The sequence below is a fragment of the Zwartia sp. genome (assembly GCF_049655405.1).
Lineage (GTDB): Bacteria > Pseudomonadota > Gammaproteobacteria > Burkholderiales > Burkholderiaceae_B > Zwartia.
On record NZ_JBASJR010000012.1, the window covers coordinates 168,038 to 191,426 of the forward strand.

Genomic DNA, 23,389 nt, shown 5'->3' on the forward strand with positions numbered 1-23,389 from the left:
CTAAGAAAGTTTTGATGCTTAAACTTATTCAAACCATTGTGGATTTAGCACCCAAAAAGATAAGAACTACTTGTTTTTAAAGACAGGTTTTCGTTTTTCAACAAAAGCCGCCATCCCTTCCTTTTGATCTTCTGTCGCAAAACACGCATGAAAAACTCTTCGTTCGAACAAAATTCCCTCATGCAAGGAGGACTCATACGCACGGTTGACTGACTCTTTGGCCATGATGGCAACAGGGATTGACATGCCTGCGATCACGGTTGCTGTTTCAATTGCGTCCTCTAAAAGCCGCTCGGCGGGAATAACGCGAGACACAAGGCCGGCACGCTCTGCTTCTGCAGCGTCCATCATCCGCCCAGTCAAGACCATCTCCATTGCTTTTGCCTTTCCGACAGCTCTCGGCAATCGCTGTGTTCCGCCCGCTCCGGGAATCACGCCTAATTTAATTTCTGGCTGTCCAAATTTTGCAGAATCGGCCGCCAAAATGAAGTCGCACATCATCGCAAGCTCACAGCCGCCTCCTAGGGCATAGCCCGCTACCGCCGCAATCACAGGCTTGCGGATAGAACGCAATGTTTCCCAGTTGCGGGTAATGTATTCGGTACGATAAACGTCCATGTAGGACCAATCTTTCATCGCGCCAATATCTGCACCTGCGGCAAACGCTTTTTCGCTTCCGGTGATGACAATGCAGCCGATCTCATCATTTGCATCAAACGCTAGCAAGCCAGCGCCAAGCTGATCCATGAGCTGGTCATTCAGCGCATTCAAGGCTTTGGGGCGATTTAAGGTCAAAAGTCCTACTCGGCCCCGCGTTTCAACCAACACAAAACTTTCGCTCATGATGTCTTCCTGAAAATGTGAAATAAGATAGAGGCTATGAACCGTAAACTTAAAAGCAAACCTCTACTTTACAGCCTAGAACCCTTTGATTTGTCCGGACATCGCCTGCGCGCGACTCTGCGCATCACAGAGCCGGATCCCAAAGGGCAAATCATCTCTATGCCTGCCTGGATACCCGGCAGCTACCTGATCCGCGACTTTTCCCGTCACGTTGAGCATATTTCAGCCAAGTCAGGTACTCAAGCGATTGCGATCACCAAGTTAGACAACCATCGTTGGCGTGTTGCGCCCTGCCAAGCTGCCCTCACCATCACTGCGGTGATCTACGCTTGGGATTTATCCGTACGCGGCGCCCATATCGACGAAACACATTGTTTTTTCAATGGCACGAGCGTCTTTTTTCAGGTACATGGCCAAGAAGATCATCCCTGCCGTCTTTCGCTATTACCGCCACCAAACCCTGCTCGCTGGAATGTGTTTACGAGCCTGCCTCAAGACACGCGCGCCAATGCAAAAATGTCGCGCAATGGTTTCGGTACATATGTTGCTGAAAACTATGACGCACTGATCGACCATCCTGTCGAAATGGGCACTCCGGAAGTCATCAAATTTGATGCCTGCGGTGCCAAACACGAAATGGTGTTTACTGGGCTGGTGCCAAACATTGATCTCAAGCGCATCGCGCAAGACGTCAAAAAAATCTGCGAAGCGCAAATCCGTTTCTTTGAGCCTGAAACAACGCGAGTGCCGTTTCTTGATAGCGCAAAGAAGTACGTGTTTATGACCATGGTGACAGGCGATGCCTATGGTGGCTTGGAGCACCGTGCATCCACCGCCTTGATGGCCTCGCGAAAAGACTTGCCCACCATCGGACATGACAACGCACCCGAGGGTTATCAAACCTTTTTGGGTTTAGTGAGCCACGAGTACTTCCACACATGGAACGTCAAGCGCATCAAACCTGCCGCCTTTGCCCCTTACAAGCTTGCGGCAGAAAGCCACACGCGATTGCTTTGGATTTTTGAAGGATTCACGTCTTATTACGATGATTTGTTTTTGCTAAGAAGTGGCGTGATTGATCGTCCTACTTACCTCAAAACACTTGGCAAACAAATCGCCTCTGTCATGAACATGCCCGGACGTCACAAACAGTCCGTCGCAGAAAGTTCTTTTGATGCGTGGACGCGTTATTACAAGCAAGATGAAAATGCAGCCAATGCCATCATTAGCTACTACACCAAAGGCTCACTGGTCGCACTTGCACTCGATCTCACGATTCGGCTCCAAACGGAGCAACAGCATAGCCTGGACGATGTGATGCGCATACTCTGGGAGCGTTTTGGTCGCGACTTTTATCAAGGCAATCCTATTGGGCTGTCAGAGAAAGGCTTTCCTCAGCTCGTGCGCGAAGCGACGGGTGTCGACGTTTCAGATGAGATTCATCGCTGGGCCTACGGACGTGAAGATCTCCCGCTGAAACAACTGTTGGCGACGCAAGGGATCAACATGACATGGCAGTCCGGCAACACGCGGCCTTCCCTAGATATCCGCACGCGCAAACAAGGTGAGCACTTAGTAATTGCCTCAGCGCTTGAAGGCGGTGCAGCACATTTAGCAGGCCTGTCAGCGCATGATCTCCTCGTTGCAATTGATGGCGTACGTGTGGACGCTGGGACCAATACCCTGGAGTCAATCTTGACAAGTTATCAGCCTGGTCAAAAAGTGAACGTCCATGTCTTTAGACGTGACGAGTTGCGCTGTTTTGAGCTCACTCTTGCTTCACCACCAAAAGCGGACTGCCTCCTGCAGGAAACAAGCAAACCATGAGTACACGACCAGATACCGAAGACTTTGCCTCGGTCCTCATGAGCGGTGTGCCCTTGCTCGATGTGCGCGCACCTGTCGAATTTACACAGGGCGCCTTTCCTGCTTCGGTTAATTTGCCTTTGATGAATGATGAAGAACGTCATCTTGTCGGGTTGAAATACAAAAATGCAGGTCAAGACAAAGCCATCATTCTGGGCCACGAACTCGTCTCTGGCGACATCAAAGCGCAGCGCGTAGATCAGTGGGTCAAATTTGCGCAAGAGCACCCTGAAGGCTATCTCTATTGCTTTAGAGGAGGCTTGCGCTCCCGCATTTCTCAACAATGGCTCGCTGAAGCCGGTCTGCCCTACCCACGCATCATTGGTGGCTACAAGGCCATGCGAAGTTTTTTAATTGAAAAACTTTCTGCGTCCATTGCTTCATCAAAATTTGTCCTGATCGCAGGGTTTACTGGCTGCGGAAAAACTCAAGTCATCCAGCAACTAGATGCCACAATTGATTTAGAAAAACTTGCACATCATCGAGGCTCAAGCTTTGGAAAGCATGCGACCGACCAGCCCGTGCAAATTGATTTTGACAATAGTCTCGCGATCGCTTTTATGCGTTTACATGCTGCAGGCAAACGCAATATCGCACTGGAAGACGAGTCGCGGTTGATCGGGAAATGCGCACTTCCCATTCCACTGCGTGACATCATGCAAGTGAGCCCAGTGATTTGGGTCGAAGAACCGACTGAGTCTCGCGTCGAGCGTATCTTGCATGACTATGTCGAAGATCTCGGCGGACAGTTTGTGCGCAAACTTGGCGCAGAGGCGGGTTTTGAAGCCTTTTCAGCAAGACTCCTGGAGAGTCTGCAAAATCTCTACAAACGCTTAGGGGGTGAACGTCACTCACGCCTAAACCTACTCATGCTCGAGGCACTTGCTTCACAAAAAGCGACGGGCGCCTTAGAGGCGCATCGCGGCTGGATTCGCCCCTTACTCACCGAATACTACGATCCAATGTATGAACATCAACGGGCAGGCAAAGCCTCGCGCATTATTTTTTCTGGTGATCGCGAGACGGTGACCCGTCACCTCAAGCAACAGGGCTATTAATCATGCAGGCAGACCTCGAGCGGCTGCGTCTCGAACAAAACAAACTGTCCAAGCGCATCATGCGCGAGACAGGTCGGGCGATTGCCGACTTCAATATGATTGAAGCCGGCGATCGCGTGATGGTCTGCGTCTCAGGGGGAAAAGACTCCTATAGCATGCTGGATGTTTTGATGACGTTGCGGACTCGTGCACCGATTGATTTTGAGATCGTCGCCGTCAACCTTGATCAAATGCAGCCAGGCTTTCCCGCTGATGTTTTACCTGAGTATTTAACTCAGGTCGGCGTGCCGTTCCACATTGAAACGCGCGATACGTATTCGATCGTCAAACGACTGATCCCCGAGGGCAAAACAACGTGTTCGTTATGCTCTCGACTGAGACGCGGCAACTTGTATCGCGTCGCCACCGAGCTTGGAGCCACCAAGATTGCGCTTGGCCATCACCGTGACGACATTCTTGGTACATTTTTTCTAAACATGTTTTATGGCGCTAAGCTCAAAGCCATGCCGCCCAAGCTTGTTTCAGATGATGGCCGCCACACCGTGATTCGACCTCTCGCCTATGTCCCCGAAGCAGACTTGATCGACTATGCGAGCTGGAAACAGTTTCCCATCATCCCCTGCGACTTGTGCGGTTCTCAAGAAAACCTCAAACGCAAAGAAGTCACGCGTATGCTGCAAGAATGGGACAAAAAATATCCAGGACGTGCCTGGAACATTTTTAAAGCCTTAGGAAATGTGGCGCCATCACACCTGATGGATCAACAGCTGTTTGATTTTGTGGGTCTCAAGCCGGATGGACGCAGCAATCCTCTGGGAGATACTGCATTTGATCCTGTGTCTATCCCTTCTACTGCATCAACGATCGAAGACAACTCAGGCACCCGTACCTTCCCACTTTGGCCCCTTCACGTCGATACCCACTAGCTCAAGAATACGTGACACCGTGTGATCAATCATTTCCTCGATCGACTTGGGGCGATGATAGAAAGCGGGCAAGGGAGGAAAGACAATCCCACCCATTTCTGTCACAGAGGTCATGTTGCGTAAGTGCGCCAAATTAAAGGGCGTCTCACGCACGACCATCACCAAACGGCGGCGCTCCTTGAGCGTCACATCGGCAGCACGGGTGATCAGGTTGTCGGACAAACCCATCGCCACAGCCGCGAGCGTGCGCATCGAGCAAGGCACGACCACCATTCCGGCCGTTTCAAAAGCACCGCTGGCCAGGGTCGCCCCCACGTCACGAATACTGTGCACCTTGTCGGCAAGTGCGTACACCTCATGCCGCCCAATATCCAACTCATGTTTGATATTTAGCACACCCGAGGCAGAAACCACCAGATGCGTTTCCACATCAGGAGCGTGCGTACGCAACGTCTGAAGCATACGCACAGCATACAGAGAGCCAGTGGCTCCCGTAATACCAATCACAAGTCGACGCTTGCTCACGCGGTGGCGCCAGCCTGCACCAATACCGTCTTGAGCTCGCCACTGGCGTTCATCTCGCCCATGATGTCTGAGCCGCCGATAAACTCGCCGCCCACGTAAAGCTGGGGAACTGTCGGCCATTGGGAAAAAGTTTTGATGCCGCTGCGGACTTCTTCGTCCTCAAGCACATTGACGGTCACGAGTTTGGTGACACCGTTGCTTTTGAGGATTTCGATCGCACGGCCTGAGAAGCCACACTGTGGAAATTGGGCTGTGCCTTTCATAAACAACACAACCGGATTGTTTGTGACAGTGTCACGAATAAATTGCTGAACGTCGCTCATGATGGTCCTGATCGATAAAGAATAAGTGAGTATTTCTAAAACAATATTATATGAGGCAGCGATGAGATAAAAAGCCTATGCCCACACACCACCAGTAACACGCGGTAAATTCGCCAAATCCGCATGCGTTTGGACATTAGCAAACCCCGCAGCAATTAGCATCCCGCTCACAGCCTCAGCCTGATCATAACCATGCTCTAGCCAAAGACTGCCTCCTTGTAAAAGACGCAGCCCTGCACCTGAAATGATTTTTTCGAGCGCAGACAGGCCATCCGCGCCATCCGTGAGCGCCTGCGAGGGTTCAAACCTTAGGTCGCCCTGCTGTAAATGCTCGTCATGCGCGGCAATATAAGGAGGGTTTGACACGATCACTTGGAATTTCCCCTCTGGTGGCAGAGCCTCAAACCAACTCCCTTGCCACCATTGAATATGGGCGTTAAGTGCCTGGGCGTTTCGCTGGGCCACGCTCAGAGCCTCCACACTCAAATCTGTCGCGGTGACGCGGGCATCCGTGCGGGCAAGGGCCAAGCTGATCGCCACAATACCGCTTCCTGTGCCCATATCAAGCACCGCGGGTGCCGACAATCCAGCCAAAGACGCCAAAGCCACCTCAACCAAGAGTTCAGTTTCAGGCCGCGGGATCAGCACCGAGGCAGTGACCTCGAAGCGGTGGCCCATAAATTCGCGCCATCCAATTAAATGCGCCATAGGCACACCTTGACGGCGTTGGGCCGCCAGCGTCAAAAATTTTGAGGCTATTTCAGGGGTGAGTGGATCCGTATCATGCGCGAGCAGCCACTCACGTGGCTTTTGCAAAACAAACTCCAGCAGCATACGGCCCTCAAGTCGAGGTAAACCGCAGTGCTGAAGGAGGAATTGCACTGTTTGCATCAGACGTCGTCGCCAAGCGCCGCCAGCAGCTCAGCTTGATGCTCGGCAATGAGAGCGCCAGTCACCTCGCTGAGATCACCTTCCATAATGGCACCTAGTTTATATAAGGTCAGATTAATCCGATGATCCGTCAAGCGACCCTGAGGAAAGTTATAGGTCCGGATGCGTTCTGACCGATCACCTGAACCCACAAGGCTCTTGCGCTGTGCAGCCTCTTTGTCGTGCTGTTCGCGCTGCACTTTGTCTTTTAGGCGCGCGGCCAACACCTGCATGGCCTTGTCTTTGTTGCGATGCTGTGAGCGATCGTCCTGACACTCCACGACCAAGCCGGTAGGCAGGTGCGTGATTCGGACGGCGGAATCAGTCTTGTTAATGTGCTGACCACCCGCACCACTTGCTCGGAAAGTGTCAATCCGCAAATCACTAGAATTAATCACAATATCTGTGGCGGCATCCGCCTCTGGCATCACCGCGACGGTGCAGGCGGATGTATGAATCCGACCCTGCGCTTCGGTCGCAGGCACCCGCTGAACACGATGCGCGCCCGACTCAAACTTTAGTCGACCATACGCACCATCACCATCGATTCTAACGATGACTTCTTTGTAGCCCCCCAGCTCAGAGGGGCTCTCTGACATCAACTCGACCCGCCAGCTTTGTTGCTCGGCATAACGCGTGTACATCCTGAGCAAATCACCGGAAAACAGCGCACTTTCGTCACCACCCGTGCCAGCGCGAATTTCTAAAAAGACGCTGCGGCCATCATCCGGATCTTTGGGTAGCAATTGCAGTTGCAAGTCCGCACCGAGTGTTTCGATGCGCTGTTTGCACGCATCAATTTCCTCAAGCGCCATCGACTTCATCTCTGGGTCATCCAGCATCTCTTTGGCACCCGCCAGATCAGCATTCGCCCCCTCAAAAGCCTCGAACGCCTTGACCACAGGCTCAAGCTCGGCGCGTTCGCGCGAAAGCTTACGAAACTGATTCATATCGTTGGCAGCATCTGGCTCTGAGAGCAAGGCATCTACCTCGACCAAGCGACGGGACAAGTGCTCAAGACGAGCGCGCATTGAAGGTTTCATGAGGAAAGTCTTGTTTTAAAAAGTTGGGGGATGTTGAACGGTTGATGGCTCGCAGGTCGCGAGCCAAGTCAGCAAAGTCGCTAACGCCGATCAGATCCAGACGGAAATATACGTGGCAACCAGCCCAGTAGCTGCTGACGTTCTGCCTCTTCGCTGTGATTCAGCGCGGCCAGAGTGCCGTGTAAATATTTTTGTGTCAGGCCGTGCGCGAGCTGTTCGAGAACCGCTTCGGGCGACTCACCTTTGGCCAACATCCGACGTGCGCGTTCTAGTTCTTGCGCCTGCACCGCCTGGGCGGTTGTTTGCAGATCGCGAATCACAGGCACATTGGCTCTGACTTGCATCCAGTGCATAAAGTTGCTGACGCGAGCATCAATGATGGCCTCTGCCTGAACCACGGCAGAGCGTCTCGCCTCAGTGCCACTTTGCACGACCGAAGCCAGATCGTCGACTGAGTATAAGTAGACATCGTCAAGCTGTGCGACCTCTGGCTCAATATCCCGTGGCACGGCCAAGTCGACCATCACGATCGGCTTGCGCTTACGTTGTTTGGTGGCGCGCTCAACCATTCCCAGACCCAATAAGGGCAAGGTACTGGCCGTACAGGACACCACCACGTCAAACTCCGCCAAACGATCAGGCAAATCTGCCAGGCGCATGGTGGTTGCAGAGAAACGATTGGCCAAAGTCTCGGCACGCTCAAGGGTGCGATTGGCCACCACGATCGCACCTGGCTGACGGGCAGCAAAGTGTGTCGCACAGAGCTCAATCATCTCACCGGCGCCAATAAAGAGCACCTTGGAAGTCGTTAATTCGCCAAAAACGCGCTCGGCAAGTCGTACGGCGGCAGCAGCCATTGAGACGGACTGAGCACCGATTGCCGTTGTCGAGCGCACTTCTTTGGCGACTGAGAAGGTGCGCTGAAAAAGCTGATGCAGCAAAGTACCGAGGGCACCCGCATCATTGGCGGCGCGTACGGCATCTTTCATCTGACCCAAAATCTGGGGCTCGCCTAACACCATGGAGTCCAAGCCACTTGCGACCCGAAACGCATGACGTACGGCATCATCTCGCCCGTGTAGATACACGTGCGGAGCGAGTTCGCCGGCCTCGATACGGTTAAAGTCAGCGAGCCAATTGGGGAGTTGTTGCGCAACCTGAGGCTCAGCCGCACAGTAAAGCTCTGTGCGATTACAGGTGGACAATATCGCGGCTTCTTTGACCGCTCCACCAAAGGCCTGGCGCAAAGCATTTAATGCCGGCTGCACTAGGTCTTCAGGCATGGATACCCGCTCGCGCACCGAAACAGGTGCCGAGACATGATTCAAACCGAGAGCAAGAACGCTAACCGACATAGATAAAGGAATTTTTTGTTTGATCTACGTAACAACCCTTATTATAAGGCTGCAAAGCACCTGAGTGACGCAATGCCCTTGTCTCGCCTGCGAAGCCTTGGATTTCGTACAATCCACCGCATAGGAGACATATATGAACATTCAAAAAACAATCACTCGTGCAATGCTCGCACTTTTACCCCTTTTGCCTTTGCAACAGGCGATCGCAAACACTGACTATCCCAACAAGCCCATCCGCATCGTTGTGGCCTATGCGCCCGGTGGATCCACAGACATCGTGGCGCGGCTGTTTGCCCAAGAACTCGGCACCAAGCTTGGCCAGCCCGTATTAGTTGAAAACCGTGCCGGTGCAGGCACCCTCATCGGCACCGATTCAGTGATTAAAGCGGCACCGGACGGTTACACGCTGTTTTGGGGCACTCCAGCCACCGTGATCACCCCTCTGTTGCACAAAAAACCGACCTATGACGTGTTGAAAGATCTTCAACCCGTCTCCTTGGCGACGACACAATCCATGGGCGTCTTGGTTTCCGCCAATATCGGCGTCAACAGCGTCAGCGACCTGGTCAAATATGCCAAAGCCAACCCAGGAAAGGTAAATTTTGCTTCTTCGGGTAACGGCTCCGCCCAGCATTTAGCCGCCGAAGCTCTGAACGATGCCGCCAATATCAACATGCTCCACATCCCCTATAAAGGTGCCGGTGTTGCGCTGAATGATCTTGTAGCGGGACGCGTCGACGTCATGATCACCTCCTTGGTCGGCAATATGATGGAACAGGTCAAAGACGGCCGCATCAAGCTCATCGCCACAACCGGTCCTGAACGCAGCAGCACGTTAAACAACATCCCGACCGTCGCAGAGGGCGGTGTGCCGAATTTTGGCATCCGTACCTGGACAGCGATGTTTGCCCCCGCCAATACACCACCTGAAGTAGTCGCCAAGCTCAATCGCGCCATGGCTGAGATTCAAAAAGACGGCACCATTCAAAAGAAGATTGAAAATCAGGCGATGGACGTCACTGTGGTCTCCCCAAAGGAGCTCAGCACCATGCTTGCCAAGGAAAGTGACTTTTACTCTGCCATCCTCAAACGGACCAGCACCAAGCTCGACTAAGCATGCTTGTCTGAATTGGTGTAATATTTCGACCTTCAGTTGGCCCGGTAGCTCAGTCGGTAGAGCAGAGGATTGAAAATCCTTGTGTCGGTGGTTCGATTCCGCCCCGGGCCACCAAATACAGAAGCCCAACCGTTCTCGGTTGGGCTTCTTCTTTTGTGCCATCCCCAGTGTTCGCGGGGCTTCCGGCGATCTGCGTGTGCCAATCGGTACTTGCTACCAAGGGTACGTTCGCAGTTATATCTTATGTTTTGCCTCTCCTTCTCGAATTACTTCTGAGAACTCTGTCGATCTGGCACACGCAAAACGCCTTTATTAACAATCAGTTATATGTGTGTCGAATAGGATAGTTTTTGATATTGATTGCTGAAGAGCTATATGAAGTTAGTGATTCAATATTACGAGTGCGAGAGCAAAATTCGTGCATTCGCAGCTGAATGGACAGACCAATTAGCCACGGTGCGCATTGATAATAAATAGAAATTTCGCAAAGTGCACCGGGCCAGGACTCTCAAACAGCCACACTTTTATTTACTCTCGACACACCCCGATACAAAGCTAGGCAGCTGCGTCCAGATTGCCCGCAAGTACGAGAGCACACATCACAAGATATAAGATCAGATCAGGTCTTCCAAAAACCCAAGATAAAACCAGTTTAAAACCAAGCAAAAATATTTATTTATCATTATTTTCAATAACTTATAAATATTATCAAGTCTTTTTTGATAATCTTGTAATTTTTTTGCTCTACAATTCAATCTTTCTTTGATGAGAGCGAAAAAATGATCTCACTACCCTCCGAGTTCGAACACACTGCAAATACCATTGCCGATATCGTGCGGGATCTGCAATCTGCTGGCGCCGACTCGGCCATCCTTAAGGTGTTGCCCAGGAATGCAAACGACAAAAACCAAGTCTATTTCGCCAGTGACTTTAGCGCGTTATACAAAAATTTCGCCCTGACTTTCGCCGACCGGGGAGCTAGCTCAAGTCAAACGAAGGATCTTTCCGAACCCGGGCGAAAAATTCCCGAAGCGGTCTTTGATGACTTTGTTTGGGTCAGACGTGACGGATCGACTGTCAAAGCCAGAAATATGAAGGCAATTATCTATCCTCAGTATCCGGAAGCGAGGTTGTCGGGATTTCTGACAGTTGAAAACTCGATGCCTCTGTCCCTTTCAGTCGCTTTCACGAAAGAGCACCCCGATGTTCCCCGCCTTCTTGTTCTCGGTAAACGTCCGGGCGGTGCATGCGCAGCCCTGATTTACGTCGGTATGTCGGCCGAACTTCTGGCAGAAATCAGTCGTTTGCCCGGACTTGAGACCTCAAGGGTCTGCAAAGTTCTTCAAATCCAAGGCAGCTCAGCTAAAAAATTGTTCCGTATGCTGTCTTCGGTGGTTTCAAAGCCCCTACGGGGTTGCCGCCTGGACACATCAGGCAATACGCTACCATTTACCGGAACGCAGGTATGTGGCTATACCCTGGAGCATGCGCTAGAAATCCGTCCCAACTCAGGCAAGGATGGTGACATTTTCGGCATTGAACTCAAGGCTCACACACAGTTAAAGGTCACCCTCTTCACACCCGAGCCTGATTTCGGCATGTATGCAGAGTCTTTCGAAAATTTCATGCGGCGATTTGGGTATGCTGACAAGGACGGAGCTCTCAGGCTAACAGGCATTCATCGCTCAAATATTCGGTGCCATAAATCGGGGTTGACACTGAAAGTCCTCGAATACCACCCCGTTCAGAATGCGGACGGTAAATGGGACTGGATAAAAGACCAAAACGGAAAACGGATTGCGTTTGCGTACGACCCGTCTACGCCACTGACTGCGAAAATGGACGCGGTTGAGGTCGTTCTGCAAGATGAACAAGGTTTCGTTGCCGCCGGATGGAGCCTTGAGCGACTCATGAACAACTGGGGCGTGAAGCACAATGAAGCCGTCTACCTGTCAGCCACGAAGCGACTCAACCCCAATATGAATGAGGTTGCGGCGGGGTACAAGTATGAGATCGAATTCGCACCTACAGCAATCTGGTGTCGTGACACCTCAGCGGAGAGGATGCTTAAGGCGATCAGCGAAGGCACCATATTTCTGGATCCTGCGCCAAAATTTGTTGAAGCTGAACCGTCAAAAAACAAACGGCGCGCCCAGTGGCGAGTCAACGATATCGGCACCGCTGTCCACGCGCTTTACGACTCAGTCGAGATGCTGGACCTTACAAGCAATTCAACGACCCACGGATAACAGGCTGATCAACAACGAAAGGTTGCCACTCCCGGCGCTGGTGCGCGCTTCAGTTCCCGAATATGGGCGGCAACCTTCTCTAACCCTGCAGTGGCTATGGGTGCAGGAGCTTTGATTAAACACTCCCAGACGACCACAACGTTCCAACCCAGATCATTCAGCTTCTGAATATTAGCCGCATCTCTTAACCTGTTCCCCTCAATTTTTGATGACCAGAAATCTGTTCTGGTTGACGGCAATCTGAAGAACTTGCAGTCGTGGCCGTGCCAAAAGCATCCATGAACAAATATAACAGCGCGATACTTGGCCAGAACAAGATCTGGCCGCCCAGGTAACTTGGGACTATTCAGTCGGTACCGGAAACCCGCCGAATGAAGCTCCCGCCGAACGACAAGCTCAGGTTTAGTGTTGCGGGACCGTATCGCCCGCATGTTTTTTGAGCGGATTGCTGGACTGTGCACGTCTGTCATTTTTTTTGGGCCTGGCTGAAACGCTGTCTCGAGCTAGAATTGCCGCCTTAATTCTTGGCTTCATTAATTTTGCGACTGCCGCAAAAACCGGAACCACAACAGAGTTGCCAAACTGCTTATAAGCCTGGGTATCTGAAACTGGAATTCTAAACTTCGCACCATCAGGTTTGTCATATCCCATTAGCCGTGCGCATTCCAGTGGAGTCAAACGTCTGGGACGATTTTCAATATTTTGCGGATCAAAAAAATCTTTTCCCGGATTAAATCCTCGATCAATTAGAATTTCAGAACCATCTTTGTAATACCTTGCAGAAAGTGTGCGAGTAACGTCAGATTCGCTCACCAACCCGTAACCAAAACCATTACCTTTAGCCTTATGTTTAATTGAATAATTAAACAGGTACTCCCACAATTTAGTGGTTAGTACGTACTTTGGATCAACCTTTTCTTCGAGAATATCGCCAAGTAAAGGCTTCGATTTAGGGTAAAGCTTTGCAATAGCCTGAAGCGTAAAACCCTCATGAATATTCAAATCACGGCGAAAGCCAACCATGACTATTCGCTCACGGTGCTGAGGAACAAAATGTTGCCCATCGATAATTTTAGGGTCCTTTGGGCCTGCAGCGTCGACATCGGCGACCCAGTACCCCAATTCATCAAGAGTTTCCATAATGATTTTAAAAGTCCGACCCTTATCGTGACTTTTAAGATTCTTGACATTTTCAAGTAGAAAAGCTGCAGGGCGTTTAACTTCAAGAATGCGTGCGACATCGAAAAACAGAGTGCCCTGTGTCTTGCAGTCAAAGCCATGAGCACGGCCAAGCGCATTTTTTTTAGACACGCCAGCTATTGAAAATGGCTGGCATGGAAAGCCAGCCAGCAGAACATCGTGATCCGGAATCATGCTGTCAATGTTAAGGTTTACCTCATCTGCGGTCACGTCGTCACGATCACTCAGGGTGACTTTGCGAATATCGTCATTAAAGCTATGAGCATCTGGATCAGCAAAGTGATTTGCCTTGTAAGTTCTCATTGCATATTCATTCCATTCGCTTGTGAATACGCAGCGCCCTCCCACAGACTCAAAACCCCTTCGAATTCCCCCAATACCTGCAAACAAATCAATAAAATCAAAATCGTAGTTAGGATGATTTGCAGGGGGAGAAGGCAGCAACTTCAGGAGCGCGCGGTGTTCGTGGTGGGTCAGGCTAGGGGCCGCCTTACCGTTAAGCCAGCGATTTATGGTTTCCCGGCACCAAGCGCCCGGTGAAACAGTATTTAGATACTCACCAATGAATTTCTGATCGTAAATTTCAAGTAAGGTTTTTAACAAGATCAGATCTTCTGGCTGGCTTTTCATTGATAATTTCTCTGGGTAGAATGTGTGACGAAGTATCACTCAAAATACACAGACTGTCCACTAATTAATTATCACTACATGTGAACAACCACGATCAGAATGGTGGCATCAAGCTCTATGTGCAGAGATCAAAGTTAGTATCCAAAGACAACCACACCACGCACATTTGTGTAATTAGATGGGTCAAAGAAAGATTGCATATGGATTACTACTGTCTTGTATGGCCTTCCGGCAAGTTTTCCACTGTCGTTCTGTCTTAGCTCAACCGGAACGCATAAGAACAAATAGTGCGCATGCTTGCAAATATGACACTTCCAAAAGTCGAGAAAGTCCATATTGTTCTGGTTTGTCTTACCACGCTCAACCTCAAACAATATGCCTGTACTGTTCTCCAACGGAAGAAAATAGTCAGGTCTCAACCGGCTATTCTTATAAGAAGCGAAAAGCCCCTTAGATTCATCCACGAATCCTAAGCTCAAAGCCTTCGAAAGAAGAATCTCTTGAACCGAAGCACTTGATGCACGAGGTCTATTGGCGATCTTCAGTGCTTCGATTGTCTCAGGCAATTGAATATGCTGAATCAGCGCATCAGCGACTGAGCAAACAGAAAGCCACTCATCAGACTTTTCATAAGTTAATTGAACAAATCTGGTTTGAGCTATTGTCATCGCATGGTGATTGAACTGATGTACCTAACACGTCCGCCAAGTGGCGCAATGTAAGCCTTTAGAGGTTATGAGCCGCCTAATCATAAACTTTGCATTGAATGTGACGGTGGTTTAACCAAGATACCATAGCCTGCCCTAAATTGGTTGCAGATGTCTCCATGAGGCTCGCCCCCCCCCAATCGGGCGATGCATATGGAGAGTGGGCTATTACATAGTTACTGAGACTCGAACGGGGGGTAAAACAAAGAAACTTTTATGAGCTATGGCGCTCTGCTCAAAGAACATGACGCAAGCAAAATCTATTAAGCAATACAGAGTTTCCGCGACAACCTCCTACCAAGTGAATGCGCTGCCGCTTTTAACGTTGCTTACGTAAATCTGAGCCACCCAATCGATTGGATGGCATTTTAGACACATTAAAAATAACAATAACTTGCTAAACGAAATATTTTATATATATAATCCCGTTAAGCGAAATCAATATCCAGAGTTACTAATGACGAAACCTACAAAAGAAACAATCGCAGACCTTCTGGTTAGAAATGTCCCTCGAGAGGTCATCATGGGTATTGAAGATGCATTAGCAGTCGGTGCGCAACGTGCCTATTTTGCTGCACGCGGTATGGATGATGGGCACCTTCCTAGCGTCGTGGGTCAGTTGCGCCATTTTCATATGAACGAGTCGTTTCAACGTGCGCTGGTCGTAAATAACGCGTCGCCTTCACCAATTCGGGGCAACGCAATTGTGACTGGCCGGACAGGCATTTTCACACTTGCACGCTTCAATATTAAAGAAGGGATCTGGATTAACGGTCGGCGTAGCCAGACCCGAAGGCAGATGTCCATGGCGAACATGGCAATCGAGCCCTTGGTGCAACCAGAACTATTTTCAGACTATGAGCCTCCATCACAGGCTGTTGCCTTTTTTGTGGCCTGTTTTGCAGCATCCTTACATATTCAACCGGAATCGCCCGTTTCGATTCAGATCGCGGTGCCAAATCGAGATATGAACGGGTGGCTCTTCAGAGAACCCATCACCGCGTTTGCAAAGCGGTATGACCACAAACCGGAGTCACAGCAGGGTGACCTTGCTAAGCCGAAGCTCAAGAAAAGTATTGGTAAACAGAACAAAAATGGAACGACACAATGAGTCGCGGTGGGATCCAAGGTTTTCAGGAAAGTCGACTTATTCAGATTCTGGCAGCTCGTCGACTAACTCAAGTGCAGCTAGCATCCATGGTTGGCGTATCGCCAGCAACGATTAGTAAGTGGCGCGCAGGAACGCAGGCGCCGGAACGTGAGGCGCTCGAACGGCTTGCAGGAGTCGTAAATGTCACTCCAGAATGGTTTACGCGGCCGCCAACAGAAAAATTAACATTGCCGCTGTTTCGCAGCAATGCGTCTGCGCACGTTGCCGCACGTGCAATGCTGGAAGCTCGGCTTGAATGGGCCAAGGACATCGCTATCGCATTGATGGAGTTCGTTGACTATCCTGAGTTGAATCTGCCGACCCGCAGTTTCTCCGATCCGGAACAGATCACGTCTGAAGATATCGAGAGGGCTGCTTGCGAATGTCGCGAAATGTGGCGCCTTGGTCGTGTCGCGGTTGAAGACTTGGCCCTCGCTGTCGAGGGTGCTGGCATCATCCTGATCCGAGAGGAAACAGGCATTGCTCAAATTGAGGGGCTGTCTGCATGGAGTGAGGTGCTTGAGAGACCGCTTATTTTGTTGTCTGCCGATAAGGATAATGGGTATCGCAGCCGGTTCGACCTAGCGCATGAACTGGGTCATCTGATTTTGCACCGCCATATTCAACGCACCACAGATCGAGATCGTCATAAGTTGATGGAAAAACAGGCACATCACTTTGCTGGCGCTTTTTTACTTCCAGCTGAGACATTTGCATCGGATGTACGTATGCCGATCACACTGGATGACCTCTTATTACTCAAGCGCCGCTGGGGCGTTTCTGTGGCCGCAATCACTATGAGACTGTTCGCTTTGGCTTTATTGGACGAAGAGGGTAAGTTGGCTCTCTTTAAACGCCGATCTGCACGATGGGGCGGCAAGTCTGAGCCAGGTGATGGGGACCGTAAGCCCGAGCAGCCCCGATTGCTTCGTCGCACCATCGACCTGTTGGTCGACGAAAATGTAATGCCGCTGGATGCGATTCCAAGGCACATCGGACTAGCTGCATCTGATATCGAAATGTTATCTGGACTGCAGGAGAACTATTTTCAAGGTAAGAACAATTTTGTGCAGTTTGCTCGTTTGCGATCTGTCCAGGCGAATACCAAAGAACGATCAAGTCAAGACAGTGCAGTGATCTTACCTTTTCAAACCCCGTTTAAAAATTGAATCATCAAGGAGGTTTCTATGTCGAAGAACACGAAGCAGACATCCAGTCGTATCGCGAAATTGGCGTCAGAAACATTGCAAGACACAAGGTCATCGCAGGTAGCTAAGAGTCTTGCGGCATCTGCGCTGTCGCAGCGCGGCGGTGACAGACAGACTGGGGCAAAGATGGAAGATGTCGCCGCTCGAGTACTCTCAAGCGATAAGTACGCATGCGAAACCAAGGAACTAGCGGCATCAGTTCTTGCACAGGCAAATAAACAGCGCTAGATATATGTGAGGGGATGACGAGGTCAGCACTCTGTGAGTGACCAAGTGTTTCTTTTCAATCCCTCAATGCGCGTGCGTTATGGTTCGCTTCTCAAAGCGAATATAGGTTCAGTTGCGCTAATTTACAGGGATGCTCCCTTTGCTTTTTCAACTAACCCGAAGAATCAGGTCGGCGTTCCTGACTAGCAGTGAGTGACTGCCCGCGCAAAGGAACTTATCCCTCATCTCAAAACTGTGACTTACCCCCGCCCATGAAAGCCGAACTTGACCGGATTCGATAAACATCGTCGCCAGAGAGCTAGAGATCGCTCATGTCAACACCCGCAGCGAAAAATGTTGATCAGTACACAGACACCTTCGACGGGGATGAGCAACAGTAGTGGACTAAAATTGGCCTCACTTCAAAATGACATCGGCAACTGTAGCCCATATCTGAAACACTGATCTGGCGCTGATTGCAAATGTTGCCTTAGCGTGTTCACGTAGTATTCACAACTCTTTTCGACGTACCTCGAAACTAGCGTATCAACAATAAATTCGCAAAGTTCAGGGGTCATTGCGAGATCCTTACTGATTGCCATGCGCATAGCCCTTCTTGCTACCTGCTCCGGGAAAGGGTGTTTAATAAGATTAATCCCTAAAATCCGCCGAGACAGCTTTTCTTCATAGTCCTCAGTTGCAATTAGGCTTTGCCCTTGAAGCCGAAAAATAGCAGCATCGACAGAAAAAAATGTTGTTTTACACAGGTCTTCAAGATTGCTCCCTTGGACAACCCCTTCTTTTATCGCCCATGTGTCAGCAAATGACCAAATGTCAAAAAGTCTACCTGCCGCAACGAAACGAAACCCGCCATACTTATTTCGGATCGGATTTAATGGTTCAATTAGCCTGTAGATATCTTTTGCTGTGGACATCGTCACGATGTCTATATCCGAACAGAATGATCGAGCGTATCCTAATCCGAAATCTCTGATCATTCCGCCGAAAATTGCACTATCTGAAAGTTCAGTTGCAACCGTTCGCAGAAACATGCGAAGCGGAGCACGTCTCTCACCACCCTTTGTTAAATATTGCACCAACTTAGTACGAGTAGGTGTAGGCATATATTTCACGATCACAATGTACTCTTAGCTCACACTTACGAATGATTTAAGCTCTTCGAACAAATTGATGGCATATGAATCCGTCATACCCGAAATCATGTCTGTCAGAAGCAAACACTGCCTATATCTCAGTGGAAGATCTTTCACCTCACTCGCTGGTTTGTTGTAAACCCGTCGATAGTTCTCAGAGATGCGGCTATACACATATCGATCGTATGGATTGTCCGGCACTAGCTTGTCTTCATCAGGATTCGTGTTCGCGATTGCAGCCCAAAATATGTCCATCAAGCCGCGAATCGTTTTGTGACCGAGCAGTTCGATTTCAAGCACGGAGCGATGCTGAAATGCATACGTCTTAGCAAATTTTCCAAGTAGTTTTCGAAGGAGACATGCATTAGAAATCTCAAGCAGCGCCTTTGGCTGTTCTCCCGAGATCAGCGAAGCTTGATGTTCGACAAATGCTTCCGTAACGGCTTGCACCATCTCGTTGATTGCGAACACACGAAATCTCTGCATTGAGACGTCATTCAGCTCTGCTGGGGACAATCCTGCGGCACGATAATCCTTGTGCTTCACGTCGCTTTCAGCAACAAGCTTTGTGATAAGTTCGTCGTTATTCGCGTGATGCAAGAGATATGCTACGAGGTCAGAATACGATGCCAATCCCTTTTTTACGGCGTCTTCTATATCAAGCACGGCATATGCAATGTCGTCACATGCTTCCATGACATATGCCAACGGGTGCCTCACTGCTATGCGCAGTCCAACTTTGTTTAGAACGCTCTCCGCGATTTTGCGTTCAGATTCAAAAAATCCGTGTTTCTTTTTACCCACGTGTGCATCTGACTCGATTTGTCCCGACCCGACGGGGTATTTCATCATTGCTGCCAGCGTCGCAAAAGTCAGATCTAAACCAAAATTGTCATTAAGTAGTTGCAACCGAGTTACAAGACGGAAAGTCTGAGCGTTCCCCTCGAATTTCAAGAAGTCCTTGTATAGGGATTTTGTAAGAATTCGATTATCTTCCCTTCCAGCGACCTTCTCTTGATTATCCGTAAACCAACTTTGAATAGCTGCCTCACCCTGATGACCGAATGGAGGGTTACCTAAGTCATGAACAAGCCCTACGGCTGCTAGCAAAGCCGGAATATTCCGAGCCGCGTTAGGTACCCCTTTTGCCACATCAAAATGGTAAACCAAAGCAACGCCTAGACTTCGTGCTAAGTTTGACACCTCGTGAGAATGAGTCAGTCGATTACGTACGCTATCATTCCGATCGAGGGGAAAAACCTGCGTCTTATCAGCCATACGCCGTACCGGTGTACAAAACAGAATTCGGTCGTGATCCCTTTCGATTTCGGTGCGTACTTCAATTGCTGTAGGTTTCGCATCCTCAGTCTTTGTTTGCGAATCTGCCTGCGCGATAGTGCCGTCAGAGTTCTTTCGGCGCCGATCACATAGCAACTCACACCACTTATTGTCTTGGGTAGTATTCATTTTTTCGACAATTCCGAATATGTCAATTTGTACAACTTAAGTTCTCTGATTGTACTATCGTCCCTTGGTGTCCAATTGTATTGTCGCGGATCTGGTTATCAATGACCCAAAGGGGTTAGGGCCTTCGCCTTCAATGCGTCAGATGGATATAGCCTCAGGAAGTCTTCGCTCTGATCAGGCGTCGCTCGGAGCCAATCGTCATATCGGTTTTCGGGCAAGACAACGACCATCCTCTTCTCATCATTTGGCTTATGAAACTGCCGCATAAGCTCGTGATTCTCAGCATTGATCGTCAGCATGGTGAAGCTATAAATCACTTCGCCTTTAGATGACTTCCACCACGACCAGAGCCCGGCGATACCCATCGGTTCACCATCGGCACGAGAGATCCGTGTAGAGATCGCTTTGCCTGATCGCCAATCAGGTTCGTAAATTGCGTCAGCCGGAATAATGCAGTGATGTGCCCTCTTCCAGACTTCACGATAACTAGGTTTGACGGCAACAGTCTCTGAACGAGCGTTGTAGGTTTGCCTTGCAATCTTGGTATCCGTTGCCCAATGCGGAATCAAACCAAAGGAGCCTAGCAGTACTTCATGTTCGGGGACGGCTTCATCGCCAACATCAGCGAACTCATGTCGCCGGATAAAAAGACTGGCATAGGTGGGCCACACATCAACTTTCCCGCCCTCGGGTAAGTCGGTCAGTTGAAAGTGACGCTTGAGCACCTGCCTGTCTCGGACGGATTCGTAATGGCTGCACATAGGGAAATACTACCAAGTTCAGGTGACAACTACTGTCATGATCAATGCCAAATCGGGCCTTCAAAAATTTAATTGAATGTTTCCATTTGTTAATCATATACTGTATTTATGTACAGTATATCGACACGCCAAATTACACCCTGCCACACCGAGCCAACCCTGACCCAGACACCCGTCAGTGTGGCTCTGAATCCTGTTGCGCATGATCTGCGGCTAATTGCACATCGCATTAGCGCAGGATTTCCATCGCCTGCTGCCGATTACATGGAAGTTGGCCTAGACTTAAACGAGTATCTCGTCCAAAACAAACCCGCCACTTTTTTATTCACAGTAAAAGGCGACTCGATGACTGGCGCCAGCATCGAAGAAGGAGACAAAGTGATTGTGGATCGTGCTTTGACGCCGAAGCAAAATGACATCGTAGTTGCCGTGGTTGACGGGGATTACACCCTCAAGCGTTTGTACAAGCACAAAGGGCGAATAGAGCTTCGAGCCGAAAACACCGCCTACACATCTATCGAATTCAAAGATGGCAACGAATTACTAGTTTGGGGCGTCGTGGTTGGCGTGATTCGTCGTTACGCGAAACGAGCTTAGATATGGCATTCATTAGCACTGCAACGCCACAGTTCGCTTTGGTTGATGTAAACAACTTTTATGTGTCCTGTGAGCGGGTATTCAAGCCTAGTCTGAACGAAACCCCGATCGTTGTCCTATCCAATAATGATGGATGTGCAGTGGCTAGAAGTAATGAGGTTAAGGCCTTGGGCGTCAAGATGGGTACCCCTTGGTTCAAGATGAAGGACCTCGCTCGCGAACACGGCATTCTGGCTTATTCATCGAACTATGCGCTTTATGGGGACATGAGCAATAGGGTTGTACAAATTTTGCGCGACTTCGCCCCCGAAACTGAGGTCTACAGCATTGACGAATCGTTTTTACGCATCGAAACGGTAGCTCACCTTTACGGGGGCGTGATTTCTATGGGGCAGCAAATGCGAGAACGAATCAAGCAATGGACCGGACTGCCTGTTTGCGTGGGCGTAGGTCCAACTAAAACACTCGCTAAATTTGCTAATCACTTGGCCAAGAAAAATGCTCAATTCGATGGGGTCTGCGATCTACATTCAACTCCCAGACCAGAAAGGATCGTCTGGATGAGCGGCATTGATGTCGGAGAAGTCTGGGGCGTTGGCTCCAGAATCTCTAAACGGCTCGAAGCAATGGGTATTCATACCGTACTTGATCTGCGTAACGCCTCACCCAAAGAAATCCGAACACACTTTGGTGTCGTCTTAGAGCGCACCTGTAACGAGCTGCGTGGAATTTCATGTCTTGAGCTTGAGGACATTGCTACACCTAAAAAACAAATCATGTCATCCCGCAGTTTTGGTACGCCCGTTCAAAGCATTTATGAATTGCGGGAGTCCATCGCAAGTCATGTCGCCAGTGGAGCAGAGAAGCTACGCAAGCAAAATTCTGTCTGTGCAGCCGTTTATATCTTTGTCCAAACCAATCGGTTCAATAGCGACAAACAGTACAGCGCAGGGATCACTTTGCCGCTGAGCGATGCAACCGATGACACATTAACAATGACCACGGCTGCTTTGGTTGGGCTAGATGCCATATATCGATCTGGCTACAAATACAAAAGGGCAGGAGCAATGCTGACGCTCATCTCAGACAAACAAACTCGCCAGATGACTATCTTCGATGATCAATTATCGACCCAACGATCAGCTCTGCTAATGAGTGCGGTAGATTCGATCAATCGTGATTGCGGACGAGGCACAATACGTTCAGCCGTGAGTGGCGTTGCCCAGCGTTGGGTGATGCGATCTGAAAACCGATCGCCCCGCTACACGACTCGTTGGGATGAGTTGCCGTTTGTTCAGTGAGGAACCATTGATTCAAGATATGCACATGGCATCGCATAAAGCCCTTCACGTCTTTGCGTGACGACTAATGCTCTATAGGCCATCAACGGAAGATCTGCACCAGGCTTATCTTTGTCTTTGGCTTTCACCTTGAACACATCAATAGGCTTCTCGCTCTTAAGCCCAGCCTTAGCCATAATTCTCTCGGCGCGCATAGGCTCGCCTTTGAATGACCAAAGTGCTGAGAACACAGCAGCCTGGGCTTCGGTCAAATTGATATGACCATGCCCAGGCAGCTTAACGGATCTAAAGTCAACTGCAAAGGGACCGTATCTCACATCTGCTGTCTCATGTGGCAACATTGCAGAGCGCTGATCCGAAGGCTCAATAAAGGAAATTGCGCCACCATAAAAGGCAAACCGCTCCTCAAGCACCAGCCACTCAATATCCTGTGCAAATGGATGAGTCGTTAGCCCCACGGGCCTAGGAGTAATCACCCGTAAACTTCCATCTCGAACACGCAAACCCTCAAGCAAACCGGGGTTACGAAGCAAGTCATTTAGATTACGCGCCAAGATGACTGGTGTGCTGCGAGAATTTCCCAGACGCCAGATACCCTGCCCTACCTGATCGATGCCATCACGACTATTGATTTCAAAAGCCATGCGCAACTTTTGACGCAGCCACTCTTCATTCAACACAAGTGCATCGACATCTTGCGATCCAAGTGGGATTGAGCCGCACTCGGGACAGCGGCAAATCTTGCCACCGCACCCATCGCCAAAAACCTCCC

At 49.9% G+C, this 23,389-nt stretch carries 22 protein-coding genes and 1 tRNA gene; 10 read left to right on the top strand and 13 right to left on the bottom strand.

What is annotated here, in order from left to right; translation table 11 throughout:
- Nucleotides 1-66: 66 nt before the first annotated feature.
- Entirely contained in the window at nt 67-843 is a 777-nt protein-coding gene (locus WBJ47_RS11330; RefSeq protein WP_422243332.1) for an enoyl-CoA hydratase, read from the bottom strand.
- Between the two features lie 36 nt (nt 844-879).
- On the opposite strand from WBJ47_RS11330, the gene WBJ47_RS11335 reads away from it, so the two are divergent.
- The 3 genes from WBJ47_RS11335 to ttcA are packed head-to-tail and all read left to right on the top strand — an operon-like array spanning nt 880 to nt 4,693.
- Nucleotides 880-2,670, top strand: coding sequence for a M61 family metallopeptidase (locus WBJ47_RS11335; RefSeq protein WP_422243333.1), 1,791 nt, complete (start codon nt 880-882; stop codon nt 2,668-2,670).
- The gene (gene mnmH / locus WBJ47_RS11340; RefSeq protein ID WP_422243334.1) at nt 2,667-3,767 is read left to right on the top strand and encodes a tRNA 2-selenouridine(34) synthase MnmH; all 1,101 of its coding nucleotides are present in this window, start codon (nt 2,667-2,669) and stop codon (nt 3,765-3,767) included. The genes WBJ47_RS11335 and mnmH overlap by 4 nt, the downstream gene beginning before the upstream one ends.
- Before the next feature lie 2 nt (nt 3,768-3,769).
- Nucleotides 3,770-4,693 (top strand): tRNA 2-thiocytidine(32) synthetase TtcA, encoded by a 924-nt coding sequence (gene ttcA / locus WBJ47_RS11345; RefSeq protein WP_422243335.1) that lies wholly within the window; start codon nt 3,770-3,772, stop codon nt 4,691-4,693.
- Here the strand turns inward: ttcA and WBJ47_RS11350 are convergent.
- The 5 genes from WBJ47_RS11350 to hemA all read right to left on the bottom strand — a co-directional run bounded on the left by WBJ47_RS11350 (nt 4,643) and on the right by hemA (nt 8,869).
- On the bottom strand, nt 4,643-5,218 hold the full coding sequence (locus WBJ47_RS11350) for a UbiX family flavin prenyltransferase (RefSeq protein WP_422243336.1): 576 nt from the start codon (nt 5,216-5,218) through the stop codon (nt 4,643-4,645). The genes ttcA and WBJ47_RS11350 overlap by 51 nt on opposite strands.
- Nucleotides 5,215-5,541, bottom strand: coding sequence for a Grx4 family monothiol glutaredoxin (grxD, locus tag WBJ47_RS11355; protein WP_422243337.1), 327 nt, complete (start codon nt 5,539-5,541; stop codon nt 5,215-5,217). The genes WBJ47_RS11350 and grxD overlap by 4 nt, the downstream gene beginning before the upstream one ends.
- 75 nt (nt 5,542-5,616) lie before the next feature.
- A complete protein-coding gene (prmC, locus tag WBJ47_RS11360; protein ID WP_422243338.1) occupies nt 5,617-6,432 on the bottom strand; it encodes a peptide chain release factor N(5)-glutamine methyltransferase in 816 nt (271 codons plus the stop codon).
- On the bottom strand, nt 6,432-7,514 hold the full coding sequence (prfA, locus tag WBJ47_RS11365; RefSeq protein ID WP_422243339.1) for a peptide chain release factor 1: 1,083 nt from the start codon (nt 7,512-7,514) through the stop codon (nt 6,432-6,434). Before prfA ends, prmC begins: the two co-directional genes overlap by 1 nt.
- Before the next feature lie 80 nt (nt 7,515-7,594).
- Nucleotides 7,595-8,869, bottom strand: coding sequence for a glutamyl-tRNA reductase (hemA, locus tag WBJ47_RS11370; protein WP_422243340.1), 1,275 nt, complete (start codon nt 8,867-8,869; stop codon nt 7,595-7,597).
- 133 nt (nt 8,870-9,002) lie between these two features.
- Between hemA and WBJ47_RS11375 the strand changes: the two genes are divergently transcribed.
- The 3 genes from WBJ47_RS11375 (at nt 9,003) to WBJ47_RS11385 (ending at nt 12,235) form a co-directional block, all read left to right on the top strand.
- Nucleotides 9,003-9,983 carry a Bug family tripartite tricarboxylate transporter substrate binding protein gene (locus WBJ47_RS11375; RefSeq protein WP_422243341.1) on the top strand — a complete coding sequence of 327 codons (981 nt, stop codon included), beginning with the start codon at nt 9,003-9,005 and terminating at the stop codon, nt 9,981-9,983.
- 41 nt (nt 9,984-10,024) lie between these two features.
- A tRNA-Phe gene (locus tag WBJ47_RS11380) sits at nt 10,025-10,100 on the top strand.
- 665 nt (nt 10,101-10,765) lie between these two features.
- Nucleotides 10,766-12,235, top strand: a complete 1,470-nt coding sequence (locus WBJ47_RS11385) for an MvaI/BcnI family restriction endonuclease (protein ID WP_422243342.1) — start codon at nt 10,766-10,768, stop codon at nt 12,233-12,235.
- A gap of 8 nt (nt 12,236-12,243) precedes the next feature.
- Here WBJ47_RS11385 and WBJ47_RS11390 read toward each other — a convergent pair whose 3' ends face one another.
- The 3 genes from WBJ47_RS11390 to WBJ47_RS11400 form a co-directional block, all read right to left on the bottom strand.
- Nucleotides 12,244-12,705 carry a very short patch repair endonuclease gene (locus WBJ47_RS11390; protein ID WP_422243343.1) on the bottom strand — a complete coding sequence of 154 codons (462 nt, stop codon included), beginning with the start codon at nt 12,703-12,705 and terminating at the stop codon, nt 12,244-12,246.
- Nucleotides 12,638-14,065 carry a DNA (cytosine-5-)-methyltransferase gene (gene dcm / locus WBJ47_RS11395; protein ID WP_422243344.1) on the bottom strand — a complete coding sequence of 476 codons (1,428 nt, stop codon included), beginning with the start codon at nt 14,063-14,065 and terminating at the stop codon, nt 12,638-12,640. Before dcm ends, WBJ47_RS11390 begins: the two co-directional genes overlap by 68 nt.
- 134 nt (nt 14,066-14,199) lie before the next feature.
- Nucleotides 14,200-14,733 (bottom strand): hypothetical protein, encoded by a 534-nt coding sequence (locus tag WBJ47_RS11400; protein ID WP_422243345.1) that lies wholly within the window; start codon nt 14,731-14,733, stop codon nt 14,200-14,202.
- 496 nt (nt 14,734-15,229) lie between these two features.
- On the opposite strand from WBJ47_RS11400, the gene WBJ47_RS11405 reads away from it, so the two are divergent.
- Nucleotides 15,230-15,883: an alpha/beta hydrolase gene (locus WBJ47_RS11405; RefSeq protein ID WP_422243346.1), complete on the top strand. Its 654-nt coding sequence runs from the start codon at nt 15,230-15,232 to the stop codon at nt 15,881-15,883.
- Nucleotides 15,880-17,091 carry an XRE family transcriptional regulator gene (locus WBJ47_RS11410; protein ID WP_422243347.1) on the top strand — a complete coding sequence of 404 codons (1,212 nt, stop codon included), beginning with the start codon at nt 15,880-15,882 and terminating at the stop codon, nt 17,089-17,091. The genes WBJ47_RS11405 and WBJ47_RS11410 overlap by 4 nt, the downstream gene beginning before the upstream one ends.
- A gap of 668 nt (nt 17,092-17,759) precedes the next feature.
- Here WBJ47_RS11410 and WBJ47_RS11415 read toward each other — a convergent pair.
- The 3 genes from WBJ47_RS11415 to WBJ47_RS11425 all read right to left on the bottom strand — a co-directional run bounded on the left by WBJ47_RS11415 (nt 17,760) and on the right by WBJ47_RS11425 (nt 20,719).
- Complete coding sequence (locus tag WBJ47_RS11415; RefSeq protein WP_422243348.1) at nt 17,760-18,461, bottom strand: hypothetical protein; 702 nt, start codon at nt 18,459-18,461, stop codon at nt 17,760-17,762.
- A 24-nt stretch (nt 18,462-18,485) separates the two neighbouring features.
- Entirely contained in the window at nt 18,486-19,958 is a 1,473-nt protein-coding gene (dgt, locus tag WBJ47_RS11420; protein ID WP_422243349.1) for a dGTP triphosphohydrolase, read from the bottom strand.
- A gap of 98 nt (nt 19,959-20,056) precedes the next feature.
- A complete protein-coding gene (locus WBJ47_RS11425) occupies nt 20,057-20,719 on the bottom strand; it encodes an SOS response-associated peptidase (protein WP_422243350.1) in 663 nt (220 codons plus the stop codon).
- Between the two features lie 108 nt (nt 20,720-20,827).
- Here WBJ47_RS11425 and WBJ47_RS11430 point away from each other — a divergent pair, with 108 nt between their 5' ends.
- Both WBJ47_RS11430 and WBJ47_RS11435 read left to right on the top strand, forming a co-directional pair.
- Complete coding sequence (locus tag WBJ47_RS11430; RefSeq protein ID WP_422243351.1) at nt 20,828-21,316, top strand: LexA family protein; 489 nt, start codon at nt 20,828-20,830, stop codon at nt 21,314-21,316.
- Between the two features lie 2 nt (nt 21,317-21,318).
- Nucleotides 21,319-22,617, top strand: coding sequence for a Y-family DNA polymerase (locus WBJ47_RS11435; protein WP_422243352.1), 1,299 nt, complete (start codon nt 21,319-21,321; stop codon nt 22,615-22,617).
- On the opposite strand, the gene WBJ47_RS11440 is transcribed toward WBJ47_RS11435, so the two are convergent.
- On the bottom strand, nt 22,611-23,389 hold a 779-nt coding region (locus tag WBJ47_RS11440; protein ID WP_422243353.1), incomplete at its 5' end, for a hypothetical protein. The genes WBJ47_RS11435 and WBJ47_RS11440 overlap by 7 nt on opposite strands.